The organism is Alteromonas macleodii (genome assembly GCF_903772925.1).
Taxonomy (GTDB): Bacteria; Pseudomonadota; Gammaproteobacteria; order Enterobacterales; family Alteromonadaceae; genus Alteromonas; species Alteromonas macleodii_A.
This window is the reverse complement of record NZ_LR812090.1, coordinates 562,629-583,702: the sequence shown is the minus strand read 5'-3', so window position 1 is coordinate 583,702 and position 21,074 is coordinate 562,629. Positions and strand designations below refer to the sequence as shown.

Sequence of the window (21,074 nt, the reverse complement as noted above, 5' to 3'; positions counted from 1 at the left end):
GTGAATAAAAATAAAGGAAAGTACGCAACATCATGAGAGCTTCTAGAAAAGGAGACGCGTTAGCACAACTGCTTTATAACGAGGGAATACGTTCACAAGCAGTATTAAACGCCATTGCTGGTACGCCGCGGGAGAGCTTCTTGCCCGACGCGCTTAAACATAAGGCTTATCAAAATACGGCATTGCCTATAGGCCAAGGCCAAACAATTTCGCAGCCTTATATCGTTGCGAAAATGACTGAGCTATTGCTTGATAGCCCCAACAAACCTGAAAAAGTGCTGGAGATAGGCACAGGCTCAGGTTATCAAACGGCTATTCTTGCACAGCTATTTGCGAAGGTTTTTAGTGTAGAGCGTATTAAATCACTGCAGTTTCAAGCGAAGCGCCGAATGAATCAACTCGACCTTCACAATATTGCAATGAAACACGGCGATGGTTGGAAAGGCTGGGCGTCAAAAGGCCCGTACGACGCTATTATCGTTACCGCTGCTGCTGCGAGCCTTCCCCAGGATTTGTGCGAACAGCTAAAAGAAGGTGGGCGACTTATAATTCCCGTGGGTAACGAACAACAATCGTTGCTGTGTATTGATAGGATTGAAGGGGAACTAAAAACGTCGACCATAGAATCGGTTCGATTTGTTCCCCTTGTAGCAGGAGAGCTAATGTGAAGCTTTTTGAGCCGTGTTATGACATGGCGTTACGCTGGGCGAGGCATCGCCACGCAACCAAATATTTAGGTGGGTTAAGCTTCTCAGAGTCGGTTTTCTTCCCCATTCCCCCTGACGTAATGCTTGCACCGATGGCCTTGTCGCAGCCTAATAAGGCATGGCAGTTTGCTCTGATTACTACCGTTGCCTCTATTTTGGGTGGTATTGCGGGCTACTGGCTTGGTTACTTTGCGTTTGATGCTTGGCTCGCTCCGCTTGTAGAAAGCTGGGGGTATACCCATAAAATTGAAACCGCAATGCAATGGTTCAAAGACTATGGTGTATGGGTAGTCTTTCTTGCGGGGTTTTCCCCCATTCCCTATAAAGTATTTACGGTAAGCGCCGGTTTCTTGCAAATGGCTTTTCTACCATTTTTACTTGCATCTGCAGTAGGGCGTGGCGCGCGTTTCTTTTTAGTCGCGGGGCTAATGCGCTGGGGTGGAGCTCCTATGGAACAAAAATTAAGACAGTATGTAGAAGTGCTTGGGTGGGCAGTTGTCATCCTTGCAGTACTCGCCTATTTACTGCTGCGATGATATGCATAAGCCTCTTTTTTATATAGGTTTTTTGTTATATTTTTGTATGCTTATTGGGGGATGCGCAGGAAGAACTGCTCCTGCCCCTGTTGTTTTATTAAATAGTCAAGTTTCAGATGGAAGCGAAGAGTACACAAAAAAAACCTATAAAGTGCAACGAGGCGACACACTTTATGCAGTAGCTTGGTACACCGGAAACGACTATCGCGATCTAGCAAAATACAACCATTTATCAGCCCCTTACACCATTTTTCCTGGCCAAATTTTAAAGGTTACACCACCGTCAAATGTAGCTCTAGCCCCCGTCAAATCTAAAGTTAAGACCAAACGGTCAACAACTCCGACCACCTCTAAAGTAGACAAAAGTTTGGTTGACCACCCATCGCCACAAGCGTATCGTGAAAGTGAAAAAGTTGTTAAGCCACAAAAAGTTACGACAGTCAAGAAGCCGTCACAAAGCGTCAAAAAACAAACGCCGACGAGCTTTCCAAGCAAAGTACAAAAGTGGGTATGGCCTGCAGAAGGTAAGTTAGTTGATACCTTCAGTAAGTCAGAGTCAGGCAACAAAGGAATTGATATCGCTGGTGCCAAAGGCAGTAAAGTCGTTGCAGCAGCAGATGGAAAAGTTGTTTACTCAGGGAGTGCCTTAAGAGGTTACGGTAAGTTAGTTATTATCAAACACACCGATACTTTCTTAAGTGCTTACGCCTACAACGACACTATTTTAGTTAAAGAGCGAGAATGGGTGTCAGCGGGGCAGCAGATTGCAACCATGGGTGATAGCGGAACAAATTCGGTAAAACTTCACTTTGAAGTTAGGTATAGAGGGAAATCATTAGACCCGATGAAATACCTGCCAGTATTAAAATAATAAAAATAAATAACAATAAAAAAAGACAAAGGAGAAACGTCATAAGGTAAACCTTGTAGCAGGAGATTCATGATGGGTAAGTCAAATAAAGCCTTGGAATCAAAACCGCAAGATGACTTAGATGTCATCGATATGCCAGCTGATATGAAAGCTGACGAAACCTTAACCAACGACGCTGAACTAGAAAATGACGATGCCATTTTCAGTCAGGATGACCAACCTAAAAACCTAGATGCTACACAGCTTTATCTAGGCGAGATTGGTTTTTCACCACTGCTAACCGCAGAAGAAGAAGTTTATTTTGCGCGCCGCTCACTGAAAGGCTGCGAAGCCTCTCGCAAACGTATGATTGTCAGCAACCTTCGCCTTGTTGTTAAGATTGCTCGCCGTTATAACAACCGTGGACTAGCACTTCTCGATTTAATTGAAGAAGGCAATTTAGGACTAATTCGTGCCGTAGAAAAGTTTGATCCTGAACGCGGATTCCGCTTTTCAACGTATGCAACTTGGTGGATTCGCCAAACTATCGAACGCGCGATTATGAATCAAACGCGTACTATTCGTTTGCCTATCCACGTAGTGAAAGAACTAAACGTTTATTTACGTGCTTCTCGTGAACTTTCACAAAAGCTTGACCATGAGCCAACTGCAGAAGAAATTGCAGCGGCCCTAGATAAGCCAGTGGAAGATGTAACAAAGATGCTTCGCTTAAATGAACGCATTACCTCTGTCGATACACCTATCGGCGGAGAAAATGATAAAGCACTGCTTGATATTATTGCTGATGAGAAAGAGTTTAGCCCTGAAGAGAGCTTACAAGACTCTGATATCAAAAGTAATATCGTAAATTGGCTTGAAGAGCTAAACCCTAAGCAGCGCGAGGTACTCGCTCGCCGTTTTGGTCTTATGGGATATGAGCCTTCAACCCTTGAAGATGTGGGTGCAGAAATTGGATTAACACGTGAGCGTGTTCGACAAATTCAGGTAGAAGCACTTCGCCGTCTTCGCGATATGCTGGGTCATCAAGGCCTTTCATTAGAGAACTTGTTCGACCAAATGAAGTAGCTTTTACTCACATTGTAGAGTAGAACGTAAATGCCAGTGTTGTGGCGCTTTTAGGCAAGCGTTTCAACACTGGCATTTTTATTTTAGATTCACGGTAACCTAGCAGCCCTTTGCTAGTTCCATCTATGCGGATTGGTATTAGTTTCTCTCAAGCGTTACAAAAGTATAACCATGTGCATTCTTTTCATCGGCGCTATGTACCTCTCGCGATACTTCAGTCCAACTTGCTGCTGCCTCATAATCAGGGAACTGGGTATCTCCCTCTACTGAAAGATCAATATGTGTAAGGTACAAGGTATCCGCTCTATCTAAAAATGACTGGTAGATAGTACCGCCACCAATAATCATTATCTCGTCATTCTGTCCATTATCGTTACTTAGCGCTTTTGCGACCTCAAATGCTGATTCCGGCGAGTCGACCACGGTAGCGTCAGATAAGCTGTAGTCAGCATTACTGGTAATGACGATATTTGGCCTACCAGGAAGTGCTTTGCCAATTGACTCGTAAGTTTTTCGCCCCATGATAACCGCCTTGCCCAGAGTAATAGCTTTAAAATGCTTTAAGTCAGCAGGTAAATGCCACGGCATATCATTGTCTGCGCCAATAACTCTGTCCTTTGCCATAGCAGCAATCATCGCTATTTTCATTTTTTACACCTTCAGGCTAAGTTCTAATTCTTCAAGGCAAAGTATATCAACATCAGATAGGAAATGCGCCAACACCTTAAAGCAAATAATAACAATTATCATTTGCATGAGTTGTAAAAGTATTTTAGTGTAGAGTTAGGAGGTGGCTACCATGCTTATAACTTATTTATGCCCTAAACATGCAGACTGGGTTTACAACAATCCAGAGCAAGCGCTACACGTAATGGCACGGGACGAAATGCAGGGCACTATGCTTATGCAAAGTGGTCAGTTAAGTGAAGCGATTCCCTATCTTGGATGTGCGTTTGATATTGCCGTTATATTGCTTGAAGTTGACGGTGGCGAAAACAGCGCTATGACGTCTAAAATTATGAGCTTGACCAGTTTACTTGAAGATATTTATTTTCATTTGAGACTTATCCATCACAGAAATGCCATAGTAGACAGAGCCCACACGATAATAGAAGCGTCTAACAATATCGCGAACAACGAAATACCTCTGCGATTTGCGGTGTAGAATTGGTACGCACCTAACAAAAAAGCTCGCACTTTGCTTTGGCAAATGTACGAGCTTAATGTTTTGTGAGCTGATTGATTGTGACTGTTTAAATCACTAACTCACAGAAACTATCTTCGACCAGTGCTTCTCGACGATTGTTTCTCAACGACTGTTTCTCAGCGATTGTTTCTCAACGACGATACTCAACTTCCACGTCGTAGTCGTCTTCGTCCCAGTCGTCGTCATCGAGATCATCTTCAAATTCATCATGGGCTTCTAGTGTATTCTTATGGTAAGTGTCCCATTTGAATTCCACTTCTTTCTTCTCTTCTTCCTCTTCTATTTCTGCTGGAAGGGTTTCGATGAAGTCCATAATGTCGTTACACAAAGGATCTAGGTTCATCTTTTGGAACGCAGATATTTGATAAACTGGGCCATCCCACTCTAATGCGTCAATAACATGCTGACAGCGCTCTTCGGCTTCTTCTTCAAGTAGCAAATCGACTTTATTAAATACCAACCAACGAGGCTTTTCTGCCAACTTAGGGCTGTATTTTTCGAGCTCTTCAATGATCGCTTTTGCGTGTTCGGCAGGATCGGTTTCATCAACAGGGAAAATATCAACCACGTGAAGCAAGATACGACAACGCTCTAAGTGCTTTAAGAAGCGTATGCCTAATCCAGCACCATCCGCAGCACCTTCAATCAAACCGGGAATATCAGCAACAACGAAGCTGCGCTGTGAGTCTTGACGAACTACACCTAAGTTAGGCACAAGGGTGGTAAACGGATAATCAGCCACTTTCGGCTTCGCCGCCGATACAGAGCGTATAAAGGTTGATTTACCTGCGTTAGGCATACCAAGTAAGCCCACATCGGCTAGAAGCATAAGCTCTAGCTTAAGATTGCGAATTTCACCTGGCGTACCATTGGTTTTTTGACGTGGCGCGCGGTTAGTACTGCTTTTAAAGCGAGCATTACCTAAACCGTGAAAGCCGCCCTGTGCCACTTTAAGCTTTTGACCATGACGCGTTAGGTCACCCAATACTTCACCAGTGTCGCTATCGGTTGCGCGTGTACCCACGGGCACCATCACGGTAAGATCTTGACCTTTCTTACCGATACAATTACTACCTTGGCCGTTCTGACCGCGTTCAGCGCGATGAAAACGTTCGAAGCGATAATCGATCAATGTATTTAGGTTTTCATCGGCTTGTAAGAATACGCTGCCGCCGTCACCACCGTCGCCGCCGTCTGGGCCACCTTTAGGTACGTATTTTTCCCTTCTAAAGCCAATGGTACCGTTGCCGCCGTCACCGGCTTCAACGCGAATTTCAGCTTCATCTACAAATTTCATTTATCACTCCGGGCTGTAATGCCGTGGGTTGTTAACTTTTTAATGCGAATACTAAGTTTACACCAAATTACCTATTGGCGCTTTTGTGTCTGCTCAGTATTCTAAAAAACGAGAAGTAAAACCTTGCCTAGCGTTAATTCGTTCTAGAATTTACACGCTACAAATAAGAACAGTAAAAGAAAGAAAGGTTTCACAAAACAAAAAACCCCGCTTGCGCGGGGTTTTTCTAAGCCTGTTCGGCGAGAAGCTTTCGCGCTTACTCAGCTACGATGCTTACAAATTTACGGTTCTTCGGTCCTTTAACGTCGAACTGAACTTTACCGTCTTTTAGTGCAAACAACGTGTGGTCTTTACCGATACCCATGTTGTCACCAGCGTGGAAACGAGTACCACGTTGACGAACAATGATGTTACCAGCAAGAACAGATTCGCCACCAAAGCGCTTAACACCTAGGCGTTTACTTTCTGAATCACGACCGTTTTTGGTACTACCACCAGCTTTTTTGTGTGCCATGTGTTCGTGCTCCTATTATGCGTTGATACCAGTAATTTTCACTTCTGTGAACCACTGACGGTGACCCGCTTGCTTACGAGAGTGCTTACGACGACGGAACTTAACGATTTTTACTTTATCGCCACGACCGTGTGTAACAACCTCAGCAGTCACCTTACCACCAGCAACGATTGGTGTGCCGATTTTTACGTCGTCACCGTTGCTTACCATTAAAACTTTGTCAAATTCAACCGTTTCGCCTGGGGCTACTTCGATTTTTTCAAGACGAACGGTTTGGCCTTCGGCCACACGGTGTTGTTTACCGCCACTTTGGAAAACCGCGTACATAGTTAACTCCGCTCTGCGTCCACTGACGCTTCAATTCAAAAAACAGGGCGCGAATTGTACGTGAAACATCCGTAAATCACAAGCCCGATTCGCAGAAAAAATGATTATTTTTCCAACATGGGGCGAATTATGCCTCAATTGCTTATTTGATGCAGCTTCAAATGCTCTGAAACTATTAAAATTTCAAAAATAATTTCGATAAATCAGCACAAAAGTAGGATCGCTAACTATAAAAACTTAGGCTATTTCTACAAAATATTGGTGAAAAGTGCGGGCATAACTACAGCGAATGATAAAAGCCGCTGACGGTTGGGCTTGCGCCGCTAGCGATCCGCGAAAGCAACTGGCGATCTGATTAAGCCATTAGCGGTCAAAGAAGCCGCTAGCGATCTAGGAAAAAATTAACGATCCAATAGAGGCTATTTCCGATCGCCTAAACGAGATCCCAAATAGATCGGTACAATCGGTTAAAGGATAAAAGATTGTTTCTTACGAGATGAATTGTGCCCCTACTTACTATCTAGTCGTAGTGCTACTTTTTGTAGTTTTACTTTCCGATTGCCTATTAGATCGCAAGTTTAGATAGTTACGCTCCCCTTTCGCTTGATAAAGGATCTATGAATTTACGTAAACGATCATCCGGTTTAATTGTTCGGCTAAATAGCTCGCTTAATTGCTTGGTTTAGTCGCCAGTGGAGCGTATTTCTATTCAGATATAAAACGTTAAAAAATCGCCCTTTGAAAGGAAAAACAATTAAGAGCGCCTATAATTATAAGAAATTGTATACGGAAGTATTAATGGGCAAACCTCAAGTAAGCGAATAACGCAAATTGAACACTATTGAAAAAACAATATTTAAAAGAGTTGAGAATCTCTGATGAAAAATGCTTTTGTGCAATTTCTAAAACGAGTTTAAGCGTAATTAAGAAATTACACGTAAATACGTTAAGCCGTCATTTTTTAAGACAATTTGGTGGATAGTACAGATGATTAAGGTACAATCGCCAGCAACCATTGCCCAAGACGTAAGAGTAAGTATTTATTGCCATGCCTATGGATATAGATCAAATCCGCGCCCTGTCTAATGATGATATGCAGGCGGTTAACCAGCTGATTCAACAACAAGTCGATTCTGATGTTGCCCTTATTAATCAGCTTGGCTTTTATATTGTAAACAGTGGCGGCAAACGCTTACGCCCCCTACTTACCGTGTTAAGTGCGCGGGCAATGGGCATAGGTAATAACGACCATCACACCCTTGCAGCTATTGTAGAGTTCATTCATACCGCGACCCTGTTGCACGACGATGTGGTTGACGAGTCGACCATGCGCAGAGGTCGGGAGACTGCGAATGCTATCTTTGGTAATCAGGCCTCGGTATTAGTAGGTGACTTTCTTTACACCCGCTCTTTCCAAATGATGGTTAGCCTTAAGCGCATGCGCGTTATGGAAATATTGTCGGAAGCCACGAACCAAATAGCAGAAGGCGAAGTGTTGCAGTTGATGAATTGTAACGATGCCAGCACTACCGAAGCGCGCTACTTTGACGTTATTTATGGTAAAACGGCCCGTTTGTTTGAAGCAGCAACACAGTTAGCGGCTGTTTTGACTGACCAAAACGAGCACATTGAACATGCCATGCAAGAATATGGTAAGCACTTAGGCACAGCCTTTCAGCTTGCTGATGATATTCTTGACTACATGGCTGACAGCGAAGAAATGGGTAAAAATGCAGGTGATGACTTAGCAGAGGGTAAACCTACCCTTCCATTACTGTACGCTATGTGGCACGCAAAGAATGATGACGATAAAGCACTTATTCAAGAAGCCATTGAGCAAAGTAACGGCCTACCACATTTAACCCGTATTCAAGGCATTATGGAAGAAACCGGCGCTTTGGACTACACACGAGAATGTGCCCAAAAAGAAGTGCAAATGGCGATTGATAGTCTAAACGCTGTCGAAGATTCTGAATACAAAGAAGCGCTCATTGCGCTGGCGCATATTTCAATTGAGCGTACGAGCTAATTACCAATAAATGGTATGAGAAGGCGTGTTATGACCAACACGCCTTTTTTGTGGCTGGAACTTGGGTAGTACTTATAACGTAGACTACTCACTTTTAGATACACAAACGTTTTCGACGTTCTGACAGACAATTTCAGTACAGAACGTTTTCTGTGTTGGCTCAATATGAAAACACACGTTTAGGCTAAGCGCATGTTTAACAAGCTAGCCTTCAAGCATGAAACCTACAAGGCCTACTAGGAAGCCAAGAATACCGCCTAGAGGTGGTAACCAATGGTTTTCCATACGAATTTGCGGTGCTATATCCTGGAACACTGAATAAAGAATACCGCCTGCAGCAAACAGCATAATCCCACTCATGACCACTGGGAACTGGGCTAAGTAGTAAAAGCCTAGCAAACTGAATAACGGCCCGAGTAACGCCATCAAAACAAAGATAACAATGAGTTTATTACTGCGCTGTTTGTTTTTGGGCAACATTTCTCTGTAGGCGTTAAACCCTTCAGGTAAATTTTGGACCGCAATCAATAGGCCTAATAACATGGTACCTCCACCTAAAGCTGCCGTGGTACCAAGGGCGATAGACTCTGGCACAAAGTCACTGAGCATAGCTGCTAACTGACTGCCAGCGGTTTTCTTTTTCGCTAGATAAATATCAAGGGCCATAAAAGCGAAAGCGCCACCAATAAAACACAATATGGCAGCAAATACCGATACGTCTTTTATCCCTTCGGGCACAAGTACTAAGCCTACTGCTGATATCAGGGCCCCTGCCCCAAGTGCTAAAATGCCGTGGCGTAACTCTTTTTCTAACCACTTAGGTTGAATACCTTGGTACGTTGCTAAGATAGCGCCCGCGGGCATGGCTAGGCCAGCTACCGTTGCCATTACCAATAAACCTACAATATCACCTTGTGACATAAAGACTCCTTTCTCGCTTTTGTCTGTGCACGTCTATTTATTGATTACTACACACAGCAGCATTGGTTTACAAATAATACCAGTCCGCATAGGTCATTACCGTCTCAGCGAGAGTTAAAATGTTCGTAATCACAACATGTTACCGCAGATATAGTGGTTCTATATCAAGGTGACACAACAAAAAAGAGCAGCCTTACGCTGCTCTTTGCATTCATGAAAATAGTTTGAGGTTGCCGTTAGCTATGCTCAGAAAAGCCCGATTAATTTAAATCTAAATCTCGGGTCATATTTTCGTTCTTATCGCGATGCACAACAATATTGTCTTCAATACGAATACCGCCAAACGGCTTGTATGCATCAATAGTATCCCAGTTGATGTATTTAGACGCAGGCGTCGCTTTCAAGTCGCGCAGCAAGCTTTCGATAAAATATAAGCCAGGCTCAATAGTGAACACCTGACGAGCTTCAACAATTCGCGTACAGCGTAAGAATGGGTGATCATCAGGAGCTGGCTTAGGCGTACCGCGATCGTCATTTACAAGACCACCTACGTCGTGTACCTGAAGGCCCAAGAAGTGACCAATACCGTGTGGGAAGAAAGTACGGGTAATCCCTATTTCCACGATTTCTGGCGGCGTTAAATTCACCATGCCGGTATCGTGAAGAATTTGTGCAATACCGTCGTGGGCTAACAAATGTATGTCGGTATAAGCTACACCAGGCTTCAACGAGTCGACTAAGGTCAACGTTACCTTATCTACCGCTTGAATAAGGTCGCGAAACATTGCTGAATTTTTAACACCGTCTTGAGCATAAGTACGTGTAATATCTGCCGCATAGCCATGATAATTCGCACCCGCATCAATCAAAAACGAACGCGATTCTTTTGGCGCTACGGTATCACACTGCATGTAATGCAGAATTGAAGCATGCTCGTTAAGTGCCACAATACTGGTGTAAGGCACATCATTATCACCTTGTCGACTTGCCGTTGCGTAAGCAAGATTAATATCAAACTCGCTTTTTCCTTCACGAAAGGCTTGCTCAGCCGCTTTGTGCCCTGCTACCGCCAGCTTGTTAGCTTCGCGCATGCAGTCTAGTTCGTAATCGGTTTTATAAGCACGTTGATAGTGCAAATAATGCAACACGCGGTCTGGGTTTACGTTATCAAAGCCCAGCGCTTTAGCGACTTCTATGTATTCGCCCACATAGGCAAAACGGCTTTTGTCATAAGGCAGGAATTTCTCTACTGCATCGGCCTGTTGCAGCAATTTAATGTCGAAGCTGTCGGTCCAGAAATCGTTTGGTTCTGGCGGCACCTTGTGCCAGAAGTCTTCGGGACGGTAGAAAATAAGCGTAGGCTTGTCTACACCGTTCACCACCAGCCAACAGTTAGGGTTATCAATAACTGGCACCCATGCTTTGAACTGCGGGTTTACCTTGAATGGGTAATGATTATCGTCTAAGAAAAGGCGCTTGCCCTGCCCCGAGTGAATCACTAGCCCGTCGAGCCCTTCTCGTTGTAATGCTTCACGGGTACGAGCCTGAAGCTCTTCGATATGCTGTTGGTAGGTTGCTTGATGTTGCGACATAGCCCCTCTTATCTTTTTAGTCGTTAGATGGAACACATTAGCCACTAGTGTATCACGAGGCCTACACGACGTGCATGCTGACCCCGACCATTGCGCTGTCGTTTACGGTAAGTCGCCAGAGCCAGCCGCCGCACAAGGTAAACCAAGGCGTACCTGTGTACGCCTTGCATCGCTATCGTGGTGCTAGTTGCAGTGTGCCTGTTACCGGATGTGTACTGACCGCATCAGCCGATGGGATCATATCGCGGGTAAGTTGAGGGAAGATATTCTCGTTGCCACCTAGCTGTTGGTCGTAGATATGCTGATACGCCATCACCGCTTTCACATACGCACGGGTTTCCTTATAGGGAATATTCTCAATCCAGATATCAACCGGAAGCGCTTCATTAGCAGGCAGCCATTCCAACACTTTACGCCACCCCGCATTGTAAGATGCAGACACCAGAACCGGGTTATTATTGAGCTTGTCCATTAAGTAACGAAGGTACTGCACACCATAATCAACGTTGTCGTCCACTTTGAACAGCTTGTTTCTACTAACTTTCTCTTTTGCCACATAGCGCGCTGTTCCTGGCATTAGCTGCATTAAACCTGCCGCTCCAACCGGCGAGATAGCATCACTTCTAAACGAGCTTTCGCGGCGTGCAATAGCCATAGCCAGTGACTTAGATATGCTATAGGCCTGCGATTTTTCGCTAAATACATCGCTAAACGCTAGTGGGAATCGGCGTTCTACATCGTCCCAATAGCCGCTTCTTGCGAAGCTGGTAATTGCTTGGTCGTACAGCCCCCACTCATAAGCGAGTATGCCTGCATCAGTCACGTTCGATTCAGGCAAATGGGAAAGCAAGTAGTACCACTCTCTACGCGCTTCTGTGGTTCTGTCTAATCTGAAAAATTCTACGGCGCGCATAGTGGCTGGGGTTTTAGCCACACTAGCAATAGCCGCCGTGTCTCTAGGTGCTGGCGTATGCGCAAGCGATGGAATTTCGCCAATGTGCGCACTGGCCATAAAGCCATAATAATGGCGTTCTTGAGAAAGTTCTTTATACAACACAGTTGCCTGCATAGTTTGACCAAGCGCTTCTAAGGCACGGGCTTTCCAGTAACGGAAATTTTCTTCTTGCTGCAGATTAACCGGGGCGTTATCAATAACATCAATCACCTCCTGCCATTTCTTCATGCGCAGCAAATGAGAAACATGCCATAGCTTTACATCATCACTGGCACCCTGAACATCGGCAAGTTCTAGCCACTGGTGGGCTTGGGGAAGGCGGTCTAACGTGTAGCTAAGTGCAATCGCTCGACGCATAATGTGCTGCTGGGCTTGCGAGAATACTTGCTTAGCCTTGTAGCGATTAAATACCTTGCCGGCTAAATCTGGGTTTCGCCACGCTAGTTTTTCTATTGCCCATACCATTACCTCAGCTTCATGTGATGTATTTTTTAGCGGGAAAAGCGCAGTTTTATTAACTCGGCTGGTGTCACGGGTTACCGATAACCATGCATCTGCAATGTATTGCTTATCGCTGGGAAGTTGGCGTTTTAGGTAAGAGATAATACTTCGGTTATCTTCTTTCGCCGCAATTTCAATGCGTTTTATCACCATGTCTGGTGTCATCATGCCCGCTTTTTTCCATTTCGCAAAAAGCGGATCGCATTCGTCAGGCTGGGACTGGCCATGAAGCCAAAGCGCATCTACTTCACGGAGAATATCTTGTTCGCTTTCACCTTCTTTCAAACGGTAATTAAGCGCAGTACATGTTAGTCGTGCGCCCATGCCGGGACGATAACTGCTTAAAAATGTACTGCGATAATTGTTCTTTGCGAGATACTTCAACCACTTGTAACGCAAGCCATAGCTAACCGGTTGACCGTTAAAGTCATCTAAAAATTGTTTAACTTCGCGCTTTGTTTTGATTGACATGGTGCGCTCTAATTTAAGCCGTAGCAGGTACGGATAGAGTGGATAATGCGCTAACTCATAAATGTCGTTATCAAGGTGTTGAAGGCGGTGTTTCGAATAAGTAAGCAGCTTCTTTTCAACTTCTAAATAGCGGGCACGATCTTTTTCGAAAATATCATTGGGTAGCGTTAATGGCTGTGTGGCCCATGCGCTAATAGAGAAAACTAAAGAAAGCGAGCAAACTAGCGCCCCCACTAGCGTGGCGAGTAATTTATCGTTTTTTGCCAGCGAGTGCTGACCTAACCTCGAACTAAAATAAAAACCAGACACAATAGAACTCCTACCCTGCTCTACACTCGAATGGCCTATGAAAGCCGGAAAATTAGCTAATCGAGTTGATTGTAAAATGTTGCTGATAAAGCAGCATTACGACTGACCCACTACATTTGTTTTATAAACAAAGGGAAAATTTCAGTCTGGCTCCGTGCCAAAGAAGATGTTGTGCCAGCTGTCGTTAGCTATGCTTTACAAACATAGTTGACATGATTGTAGATTATTCTTTTGCTGGATTGGCGCTTTGGGCCAATAACGCTCATTATACAACCACCAATACCGAAATGAAGCTTGAATTCGATATTTGCACTTGAATTTAAGTCATCGGACCACTACCTTAGACAAATTGAAACGCTTGTTTGATTTTTTGTTGAAATTTTGTGTGGCTTTCTAAAGAATCTAGCCACCCTAACGCGTTAGTGAATGCATACGACCCTACAAATTAGTTGGATTACTTCACTAACATCCTGGCCAATGCCGAAGGAGATGATAATGATATACACAGGCAAAAGTCTTTCCGTCAGCCTGTTAGATGACGGCTTTGCTGAGCTGGTATTCGACGCCGAAGGTTCAGTAAACAAGTTCGACCGCCAAACAGTGAGCGAACTTGACGAAGCAACCCAAGCCCTACTTGCTAAAGGCGATATAAAAGGCTTAGTAGTACGCAGTGCAAAACCTGCATTTATCGTAGGTGCAGATATCACCGAGTTCACTGGCCTTTTCGCTATGGACGATGCTGAAGTACTACAGTGGGTTGCTAATACGTCACAAGTATTCGACCGCTTCGAAGACCTACCTTTCCCTACCATTGCTGCCGTTAATGGCTTTGCGCTAGGTGGTGGTTGTGAGATGGCATTGGCATGTGACATGCGTATTGCCGACACCACAGCGTCTATTGGTTTACCAGAAGTTAAACTAGGCCTAATGCCTGGTTTTGGTGGTACGGTTCGTCTACCTCGCCTTATTGGTTCAGACAACTCCCTTGAGTGGATGACCACTGGCCGCGACAGAAAAGGCGCGAAAGCCCTTGCTGAAGGCGCGGTTGATGCCGTTGTTGCACCAGAAGCACTTGTTGAAGGTGCGCTTTCAATGGTGAAAGACGCCGCTGACGGTAAATTTGACTGGCAAGCGCGTCGTGCGGTTAAGAAAGCCCCACTACAGCTAAACAAAAACGAAGCCATGATGAGCTTCAGTACTGCTCAAGCTATGGTATTTGCGCAAGCTGGCAAACATTACCCAGCGCCGCACAAAATGGTTGAGACTGTTCAAAAAGCAGCGGGCCTAGACCGTGAAGGTGCACTTAAGCTTGAAAATGAAGGCTTTGTAGCGTTAGCGAAAACAGACGCTGCGAAAGCGCAAATTGGTATTTTCCTAGCCGACCAGCTAGTAAAGAGCAAAGGTAAAAAGCAAGCGAAAGCAGCAACTAAGCAATCTAAGCTAAACGCTGTGCTAGGCGCAGGCATCATGGGCGGCGGTATTGCATACCAAAGCGCTGTGAAAGGCACGCCGGTAATTATGAAAGACATTAACCAAGGTGCACTAGACCTTGGCCTTTCAGAAGCGGCAAAAATTCTTGGTAAAGGTATGAAACGCGGTAAAGTTGATGCGACTAAAATGGCGCAAACACTTAACGCTATCACGCCTACCCTTGAGTACAGCACGCTTAAAGATGCAGACCTTGTTATTGAAGCGGTTGTAGAAAACCCGAAAGTAAAAGGTATTGTACTTAAAGAAGTAGAAGACAATGTAGCGGACGACGCTATCATCACTTCAAACACTTCTACTATCTCTATTAACCAGCTAGCAGAAAGCCTAGATAAGCCAGAGCGCTTCTGTGGTATGCACTTCTTTAACCCAGTGCACCGCATGCCGCTAGTTGAAATTATACGTGGCGAAAAAACCTCTGAAGAAACCATCAATGCAGTAGTAGCGGCAACCCTTAAAATGGGTAAAACCCCGATTGTGGTTAACGACTGCCCAGGATTCTTGGTAAACCGCGTATTGTTCCCATACTTTGCGGGCTTCAGTAAGCTACTTATCGACGGCGCTGACTTTGTAGCGGTTGATAAAGTAATGGAAAAAATCTTCGGCTGGCCAATGGGCCCAGCTTACCTAATGGACGTTGTAGGTATCGACACGGGCGATCACGCAGCAGACGTTATGGCAGCAGGTATTCCAGAGCGTATGGCTCGCCTAGACAACGACCCTGTAACCCTGTTCTATAAAGAAGAGCGTTTAGGTCAGAAGAACGGTAAAGGTTTCTACAACTACGGTGTTGATAAGCGCGGCAAGCCTAAGAAAACACCTGCTGAAGAAGCATACGCACTAATGGCGCCACACGTAGCCGAGAAGACGGACTTTGAAGCTGACGACATTATTGCACGCCTTATGATCCCTATGGCAAACGAAGCAATTCGCTGCCTAGAAGAAGGCATTGTAGATAGCGCAGCTGAAGCAGATATGGCGCTACTTTACGGCTTAGGTTTCCCTCCATTCCGCGGTGGTATTTTCCGTTGGATTGAAACCATTGGCTTGGCGAACTTTGTTGCGATGGCAGACAAGTACGCTGAACTTGGTCCAATTTATCAGATCTCAGACGGCGTTCGTGAAATGGCCGCTGCTGGTAAATCCTATTTCGCATAAGACCCGGAGGAAAAACTAATGAAAGAAGTGGTCGTAATCGATTGCGTACGTACCCCTATGGGTCGTTCAAAAAACGGTGTTTTCAGAAATGTGCGTGCAGAAGACCTATCTGCTGCGCTAATGACCGCGCTATTAGAGCGTAACCCTGGCGTAAACCCAGCGGAAATTGAAGACATCATTTGGGGCTGTGTTCAGCAAACTAAAGAACAAGGCTTCAACGTTGCACGTAACGCGCAACTACTAACACAAATTCCACGTACAACTGGCGCGGTAACGGTAAACCGTTTATGTGGTTCATCAATGCAAGCCCTTCATGATGCGACAAGCGGCATCATGAGCGGCCGTGGTGACATTTACATGATTGGTGGTGTTGAGCACATGGGTCACGTACCGATGAACTACAACATCGACTTCCACCCTGGTCTTGCTAAGTACACGGCAAAAGCGTCGGGCATGATGGGTATGACTGCCGAGCTACTTGGCCGTCAAAACGGTATTACTCGTGAGCAACAAGACGCATTTGGCGCGCGTTCGCACCAGCTAGCGCACAAAGCACACCTTGAAGGCCGCTGGGCTAACGAGATTGTGCCTGTTGAAGGTCACGATGCGAACGGCGTATTAAAGCTAATTGACTACGATGAAGTAGTACGCCCAGAAAGCACGGCTGAAAGCATGGCGGCACTTCGCCCAGTGTTCGACCCAGTAAACGGTACCGTTACTGCGGGTACGTCTTCTGCGCTGTCTGACGGTGCATCAGGTATGCTACTTATGTCAGCAGACCGTGCGAAAGAGCTTGGCCTAACGCCACGTGCGAAAATTCGCGCAATGGCTGTGGCTGGTTGTGATGCGGCAATTATGGGCTACGGCCCAGTGCCAGCAACACAAAAAGCCCTTAAGCGTGCTGGCCTTACTATGGACGATATTGAACTTGCTGAGTTCAACGAAGCGTTCGCCGCACAGGCACTATCGTGCATTAAGCAGCTTGGTTGGATGGACCACCTAGATACTAAGATTAACCTTAACGGTGGTGCAATTGCGCTTGGTCACCCACTAGGTTGTTCTGGTTCACGTATCTCGGGTACGCTTATCAACCTAATGGAATCGCAAGACGTAAGCCTAGGCTTAGCGACTATGTGTATTGGTTTAGGCCAAGGTATTGCTACCGTATTTGAGCGTGTATAAGCGTTTGAACTAGTATTTAATAACTAAGTTTTGAAAAGGGCCTTCGGGCCCTTTTTTGTTTCCGTGAACAAAAAACTAAAACGCTAAATTAGAAAGTGGACTGACTACACCATTAGCCCCTTGTTGAAGTATATGGGTATAGATTTGAGTTGTTCTAACATCGGCGTGACCTAGTTGGTCTTGCACTGTTCTGATGTCTGCACCTGATTGCAGTAAATGCGTAGCAAATGAGTGACGAAGCGTATGTGGCGTAACATGCTTAATTATTCCCGCATCACCTGAAGCACGACTTACCGCCCGCTGTATCTGTTTTTCATCAATATGATGACGCCGTAACAGCTTGCTTTCTGGATCGATACTTAACTTTGATGCAGGGAACAAATACTGCCATTCCAGCGTTTTATTACGCTGTTGATACTTTTTCCTCAATCCATGTGGAATCCAAGCACCAGCAAAGTCTGGCACCATCAAATCTCGTTGCAAAAGTTTTTCACTTTCACTGATATGATTTTTTAAAAGTGGGATAAGTGATTCTGACAGTGTTACCACTCGATGCTTGCCACCTTTCCCAAACCAAATCCTCACACACTTGTAGTCGAAGTCTATATCTCCCGTTCTGAGGCGCACACACTCCATTAATCTAAGGCCACTTCCATAAAGGAGTGCTACCGCTAAGTAATGATGAGTAGGCACTCTACCAAGCAATGCTTTTACTTCTAACTGGGTTAACACAACTGGCAGCTTCCTTTCCCTTCCACTTCCCACAAAATTCATGTCGGAAGGAAGTGGTTGTTCTAAATATTTATTGTAAAGAAACACTAATGCGTTAAGTGCGGTGGCTTGTGTAGACCGCGCATTTTTTCGCTTGGTAGAAAGATGAGTAAGGTATGCTTCAACATGCAACACGTCGAGATCTTTCGGGTGCTGAAGTTTGTGAAAACGAATGTAGTCTGAAATCCAGTTTATGTAGGTTTGTATAGTACGCTTTGCATAGCGCTTCAGCATCATGTGCTCGTACAGGGATTTAATAAACTGAGACTTCATATTCGACTCCAAAATAAAAGAAGTCTATTTAAAAAATCACAATGAAATAACTGACTTTAGTAACTGTTTTGTAGCAAAGGCACTCACGAAATATCCCAAATTCACCTGCAACCCGATTTGGTGTTTTTAGCTTTTGAGTAAAATACACCAAAAACGTATTATACTAATCCTATCGATAGGTTATGGTTTAATCATATTTATAACCAAACGGACAAAAACCCCGTTCTGGTTCGTTAAATCGCCCCGTTTAGGGAACGATTAAATTGTTAGGTGTCAGCGCACACTGATAAATCAGTGGAATAAACGAAGAAAAGGAACTTCTATGAATTTAACTATTTTAGCAATTTCTGGATACATTACTTGGACGTTACTGCTATTGCTTGCATTAGAAGCATTTCGCACTTATTTGGTCATTTCCTCTGGTCGAAAATCAAATAGCTTCAATACAAGCGGCAGCGATACGACTGAATTCGGGCACAGACTTACTCGAGCACATGCAAATTGCTATGAATTTTTCCCAATATTTGGTGGCACTCTCATTGTAGCTGTCATCACTAATACAACCGACATAACGAACTCACTTTCTTTACTTTGTCTGTTTGCAAGAATAGCCCAATCATTTACTCATTTGCTTTCAGGGAGCAACATTGCAACCCAGATAAGGTTTCTATTTTTTACAATTCAAGTCGGTGTTTGTTCATGGTGGATGTATCAAATAGTCAGCACTTCGTTTTAAACAAATGCCACCTAACAAAAAAATTAAGTCACTCACTTCGTTCGTTGGGACGCAAACATGCGGGGCGGCTTCGCCATTATGCCCCACATGCCTGCGCCCCTTATTTAAAAGTTATGTGCTTATCTAAAATTGTTTATTCTATTGAGAGGAAAGTTATTTGATTTCTATTCTATTAATGTTCGGTTGTGCATTAGCTACTTTTGCCAGTTTAGTTGTGATTTATAGAGCATTATTTTTTGCATTTCATACTGGAAGCTTTTTTTCAGCTCTGATAGGAAGTGTTTTAGGTGCAATCTCTTTAGTTTTTAGTTTAAAGAATCTAGCGGAAGCCGCTAACAAGGCTGAAAATAACGACAGAAAATTGGAGTGGAAAACGCCGCTTCTCACACTATTCTTTTCAGTTGTTGGAACTATAATTGCTATCTATATGGCTGGTTTGAGTATTGGTGGTTTTCTCAATTATATAGCCAACGGCTTTAACCTTTGACAGAGCGCACATAACAAACGCATTAAATCGCTCGCAAGCTCGCTGGGACGCTAACACATGGGCTGCGTCACTTCGTTCCTAATTTTAGCCCATGTGTTATCGCCCTTTATGCGGGTGTTATGTACTCAGGGAAGAAATTTAGATGTCAAAGAAATTATTACTACTTTTAGCCGTTCTAGTTGGTGTCTTTATTTATTCCAAGAACGATCAAAACGTGGAAGTATCGCCGCAACCTGCCTTACCTACGCAAGAAACTCTAATTCAAGCAGACCGTTTTTCATTTCGTTGCGATGGTAGACAACATTGCAGTCAAATGACATCTTATGAAGAAGCAAAATTTTTCTTAGAAAACTGCCCAAATACAAAAATGGATGGCGACAATGACGGAATACCATGCGAAAGGCAGTTTTAGCAACGTACATAACAACCCAATCAACACACTCACTGCGTTCGCTGGGACGCATACACGCGGGGCGGCTTCGCCATTATGCCCCACATGTCTGCGCCCGTTATTGGAAAGTTATAAGGCGTCAGCCTAAACTGCGTTTGGCTCTATAAAAACCTCAGTGCAACTACCCTCACCTATTTTCATTAGCATCGCTCTAGCTTGTGGTAGGTTTAAATCCGCCGCTTTCAATTCAAAGGTGGTGTAATAGGCGCTTTACCTTCTAGCTCTTATTTTCAGCCAGCAAGCGCCATTACACTTGATAGCTCAGATGGCGGCTAGCTTCTGCCAAATCAAAACCATCAATGCACAGTCGTTTTTCTTGTCTGTGTTAACAATCAATCGTATGCTGGCTTCATTAGTTTTTAAAAAGACCAAAGGAACTGGCTCTGCTTATAACAAGGCGCTTAAGACCACTCCCTTCGGTCGCTCGGACGCATTTACGCGGGGCGGCTCCGCCATTATGCCCCACGCAACTGCGCCGCTTAGCTTAATGTTATAAGGCGTCAGCCTTAACTTCGTTTGGCTTAATAAAAATCTCAGTGCAACCACCCTCACCTGTCTTCATTAGCATCGCTCTGGCTTGTGGTGGGTTTTATTCCGCCGCTTTCAATTCAAAGGTGGTGTAATAGGCGCTTTACCTTCTAGTTCTTATTTTCAGCCAGCAAGCGCCATTACACTTGATAGCTCAGATGGCGGCTAGCTTCAGTCAAATCAAAAAAATCACTGCACAGTCGTTTTGCTTGTCTGGGTTAACAATCAATCGTATGCTGGCTTCATCAGTTTTTAAAAAGACCAAAGGAACTGGCTCTGCTTATAACAAAGCGCTAAAGTCCACTCCCTTCGGTCGCTCGGACGCATTTACGCGGGGCGGCTTCGCCATTATGCCCCACGCAACTGCGCCGCTTAGCTTAATGTTATAAGGCGTCAGCCTAAACTGCGTTTGGCTATATAAAAATTCCAGTAAAACTACCCTCACCTGTTTTCATTAGCATCGCTCTGGCTTGTGGTAGGTTTAAATCCGCCGCTTTCAATTCAAAGGTTGCGCATTAGGCGCTTTATCGCCAAGGTATTATTCTACGTTTACAAGCGCCAATGCGTTTGACAGTTCAAATGGCGGCTAGCTTCAGTCAAATCAAAAACATCAATGCACAGTCGTTTTTCTTGTCTGTGTTGACAATCAATCGTATGCTGGCTTTAACAGTTTTTAAAAAGATCAAAGGAACTGGCAT

18 protein-coding genes and 1 pseudogene are annotated in these 21,074 nt (G+C 44.5%); 11 read left to right on the top strand and 8 right to left on the bottom strand.

The genetic code is table 11. The features are described 5' to 3' along the window. Nucleotides 1-32 precede the first annotated feature (32 nt). The 4 genes from PCAR9_RS02700 to rpoS all read left to right on the top strand — a co-directional run bounded on the left by PCAR9_RS02700 (nucleotide 33) and on the right by rpoS (nucleotide 3,179). Nucleotides 33-668 carry a protein-L-isoaspartate(D-aspartate) O-methyltransferase gene (locus PCAR9_RS02700; protein ID WP_118490353.1) on the top strand — a complete coding sequence of 212 codons (636 nt, stop codon included), beginning with the start codon at nucleotides 33-35 and terminating at the stop codon, nucleotides 666-668. Next, nucleotides 665-1,243 carry a YqaA family protein gene (locus PCAR9_RS02695; protein ID WP_179982287.1) on the top strand — a complete coding sequence of 193 codons (579 nt, stop codon included), beginning with the start codon at nucleotides 665-667 and terminating at the stop codon, nucleotides 1,241-1,243. Before PCAR9_RS02700 ends, PCAR9_RS02695 begins: the two co-directional genes overlap by 4 nt. A 1-nt stretch (nucleotide 1,244) precedes the next feature. After that, nucleotides 1,245-2,114: a peptidoglycan DD-metalloendopeptidase family protein gene (locus PCAR9_RS02690; RefSeq protein WP_179982286.1), complete on the top strand. Its 870-nt coding sequence runs from the start codon at nucleotides 1,245-1,247 to the stop codon at nucleotides 2,112-2,114. 72 nt (nucleotides 2,115-2,186) lie between these two features. Continuing rightward, nucleotides 2,187-3,179: an RNA polymerase sigma factor RpoS gene (gene rpoS, locus PCAR9_RS02685; protein WP_179985134.1), complete on the top strand. Its 993-nt coding sequence runs from the start codon at nucleotides 2,187-2,189 to the stop codon at nucleotides 3,177-3,179. A 138-nt stretch (nucleotides 3,180-3,317) separates the two neighbouring features. Here the strand turns inward: rpoS and folA are convergent, their stop codons facing one another. After that, nucleotides 3,318-3,815 (bottom strand): type 3 dihydrofolate reductase, encoded by a 498-nt coding sequence (folA, locus tag PCAR9_RS02680; RefSeq protein WP_179985133.1) that lies wholly within the window; start codon nucleotides 3,813-3,815, stop codon nucleotides 3,318-3,320. Nucleotides 3,816-3,978: 163 nt separating this feature from the next. Between folA and PCAR9_RS02675 the strand changes: the two genes are divergently transcribed. Beyond that, on the top strand, nucleotides 3,979-4,344 hold the full coding sequence (locus tag PCAR9_RS02675) for a hypothetical protein (protein WP_179982285.1): 366 nt from the start codon (nucleotides 3,979-3,981) through the stop codon (nucleotides 4,342-4,344). A gap of 172 nt (nucleotides 4,345-4,516) precedes the next feature. Here PCAR9_RS02675 and cgtA read toward each other — a convergent pair whose 3' ends face one another. The 3 genes from cgtA to rplU form a co-directional block, all read right to left on the bottom strand. Further along, a complete protein-coding gene (cgtA, locus tag PCAR9_RS02670) occupies nucleotides 4,517-5,683 on the bottom strand; it encodes an Obg family GTPase CgtA (RefSeq protein WP_179982284.1) in 1,167 nt (388 codons plus the stop codon). A 256-nt stretch (nucleotides 5,684-5,939) separates the two neighbouring features. Continuing rightward, nucleotides 5,940-6,197 carry a 50S ribosomal protein L27 gene (rpmA, locus tag PCAR9_RS02665; protein WP_012517170.1) on the bottom strand — a complete coding sequence of 86 codons (258 nt, stop codon included), beginning with the start codon at nucleotides 6,195-6,197 and terminating at the stop codon, nucleotides 5,940-5,942. A gap of 15 nt (nucleotides 6,198-6,212) precedes the next feature. Continuing rightward, nucleotides 6,213-6,524 carry a 50S ribosomal protein L21 gene (gene rplU / locus PCAR9_RS02660; RefSeq protein ID WP_012517169.1) on the bottom strand — a complete coding sequence of 104 codons (312 nt, stop codon included), beginning with the start codon at nucleotides 6,522-6,524 and terminating at the stop codon, nucleotides 6,213-6,215. 1,054 nt (nucleotides 6,525-7,578) lie between these two features. On the opposite strand from rplU, the gene ispB reads away from it, so the two are divergent. Further along, nucleotides 7,579-8,553 carry an octaprenyl diphosphate synthase gene (gene ispB, locus PCAR9_RS02655; protein ID WP_179982283.1) on the top strand — a complete coding sequence of 325 codons (975 nt, stop codon included), beginning with the start codon at nucleotides 7,579-7,581 and terminating at the stop codon, nucleotides 8,551-8,553. A gap of 204 nt (nucleotides 8,554-8,757) precedes the next feature. Here the strand turns inward: ispB and PCAR9_RS02650 are convergent, their stop codons facing one another. The 3 genes from PCAR9_RS02650 to PCAR9_RS02640 all read right to left on the bottom strand — a co-directional run bounded on the left by PCAR9_RS02650 (nucleotide 8,758) and on the right by PCAR9_RS02640 (nucleotide 13,302). Next, the gene (locus PCAR9_RS02650) at nucleotides 8,758-9,474 is read right to left on the bottom strand and encodes a ZIP family metal transporter (protein WP_179982282.1); all 717 of its coding nucleotides are present in this window, start codon (nucleotides 9,472-9,474) and stop codon (nucleotides 8,758-8,760) included. Nucleotides 9,475-9,734: 260 nt separating this feature from the next. Further along, nucleotides 9,735-11,066 carry a Xaa-Pro dipeptidase gene (pepQ, locus tag PCAR9_RS02645; RefSeq protein WP_179982281.1) on the bottom strand — a complete coding sequence of 444 codons (1,332 nt, stop codon included), beginning with the start codon at nucleotides 11,064-11,066 and terminating at the stop codon, nucleotides 9,735-9,737. A 172-nt stretch (nucleotides 11,067-11,238) separates the two neighbouring features. Beyond that, nucleotides 11,239-13,302, bottom strand: a complete 2,064-nt coding sequence (locus PCAR9_RS02640) for a transglycosylase SLT domain-containing protein (protein WP_179982280.1) — start codon at nucleotides 13,300-13,302, stop codon at nucleotides 11,239-11,241. Nucleotides 13,303-13,797: 495 nt separating this feature from the next. Here PCAR9_RS02640 and fadB point away from each other — a divergent pair, with 495 nt between their 5' ends. Both fadB and fadA read left to right on the top strand, forming a co-directional pair. Next, nucleotides 13,798-15,948 carry a fatty acid oxidation complex subunit alpha FadB gene (fadB, locus tag PCAR9_RS02635; RefSeq protein ID WP_179982279.1) on the top strand — a complete coding sequence of 717 codons (2,151 nt, stop codon included), beginning with the start codon at nucleotides 13,798-13,800 and terminating at the stop codon, nucleotides 15,946-15,948. A gap of 18 nt (nucleotides 15,949-15,966) precedes the next feature. Beyond that, nucleotides 15,967-17,130, top strand: a complete 1,164-nt coding sequence (gene fadA, locus PCAR9_RS02630; RefSeq protein WP_024015658.1) for an acetyl-CoA C-acyltransferase FadA — start codon at nucleotides 15,967-15,969, stop codon at nucleotides 17,128-17,130. Between the two features lie 75 nt (nucleotides 17,131-17,205). Here the strand turns inward: fadA and PCAR9_RS02625 are convergent, their stop codons facing one another. Beyond that, nucleotides 17,206-18,174: an integron integrase gene (locus PCAR9_RS02625; RefSeq protein WP_061439372.1), complete on the bottom strand. Its 969-nt coding sequence runs from the start codon at nucleotides 18,172-18,174 to the stop codon at nucleotides 17,206-17,208. 322 nt (nucleotides 18,175-18,496) lie between these two features. On the opposite strand from PCAR9_RS02625, the gene PCAR9_RS02620 reads away from it, so the two are divergent. The 3 genes and pseudogenes from PCAR9_RS02620 to PCAR9_RS20205 all read left to right on the top strand — a co-directional run. Then, nucleotides 18,497-18,910: an MAPEG family protein gene (locus PCAR9_RS02620; RefSeq protein ID WP_179982278.1), complete on the top strand. Its 414-nt coding sequence runs from the start codon at nucleotides 18,497-18,499 to the stop codon at nucleotides 18,908-18,910. 157 nt (nucleotides 18,911-19,067) lie between these two features. Then, complete coding sequence (locus PCAR9_RS02615; RefSeq protein ID WP_179982277.1) at nucleotides 19,068-19,397, top strand: hypothetical protein; 330 nt, start codon at nucleotides 19,068-19,070, stop codon at nucleotides 19,395-19,397. Between the two features lie 277 nt (nucleotides 19,398-19,674). After that, nucleotides 19,675-19,809, top strand: a pseudogene (locus tag PCAR9_RS20205) (excalibur calcium-binding domain-containing protein); the annotation flags it as partial. Nucleotides 19,810-21,074 lie beyond the last annotated feature (1,265 nt).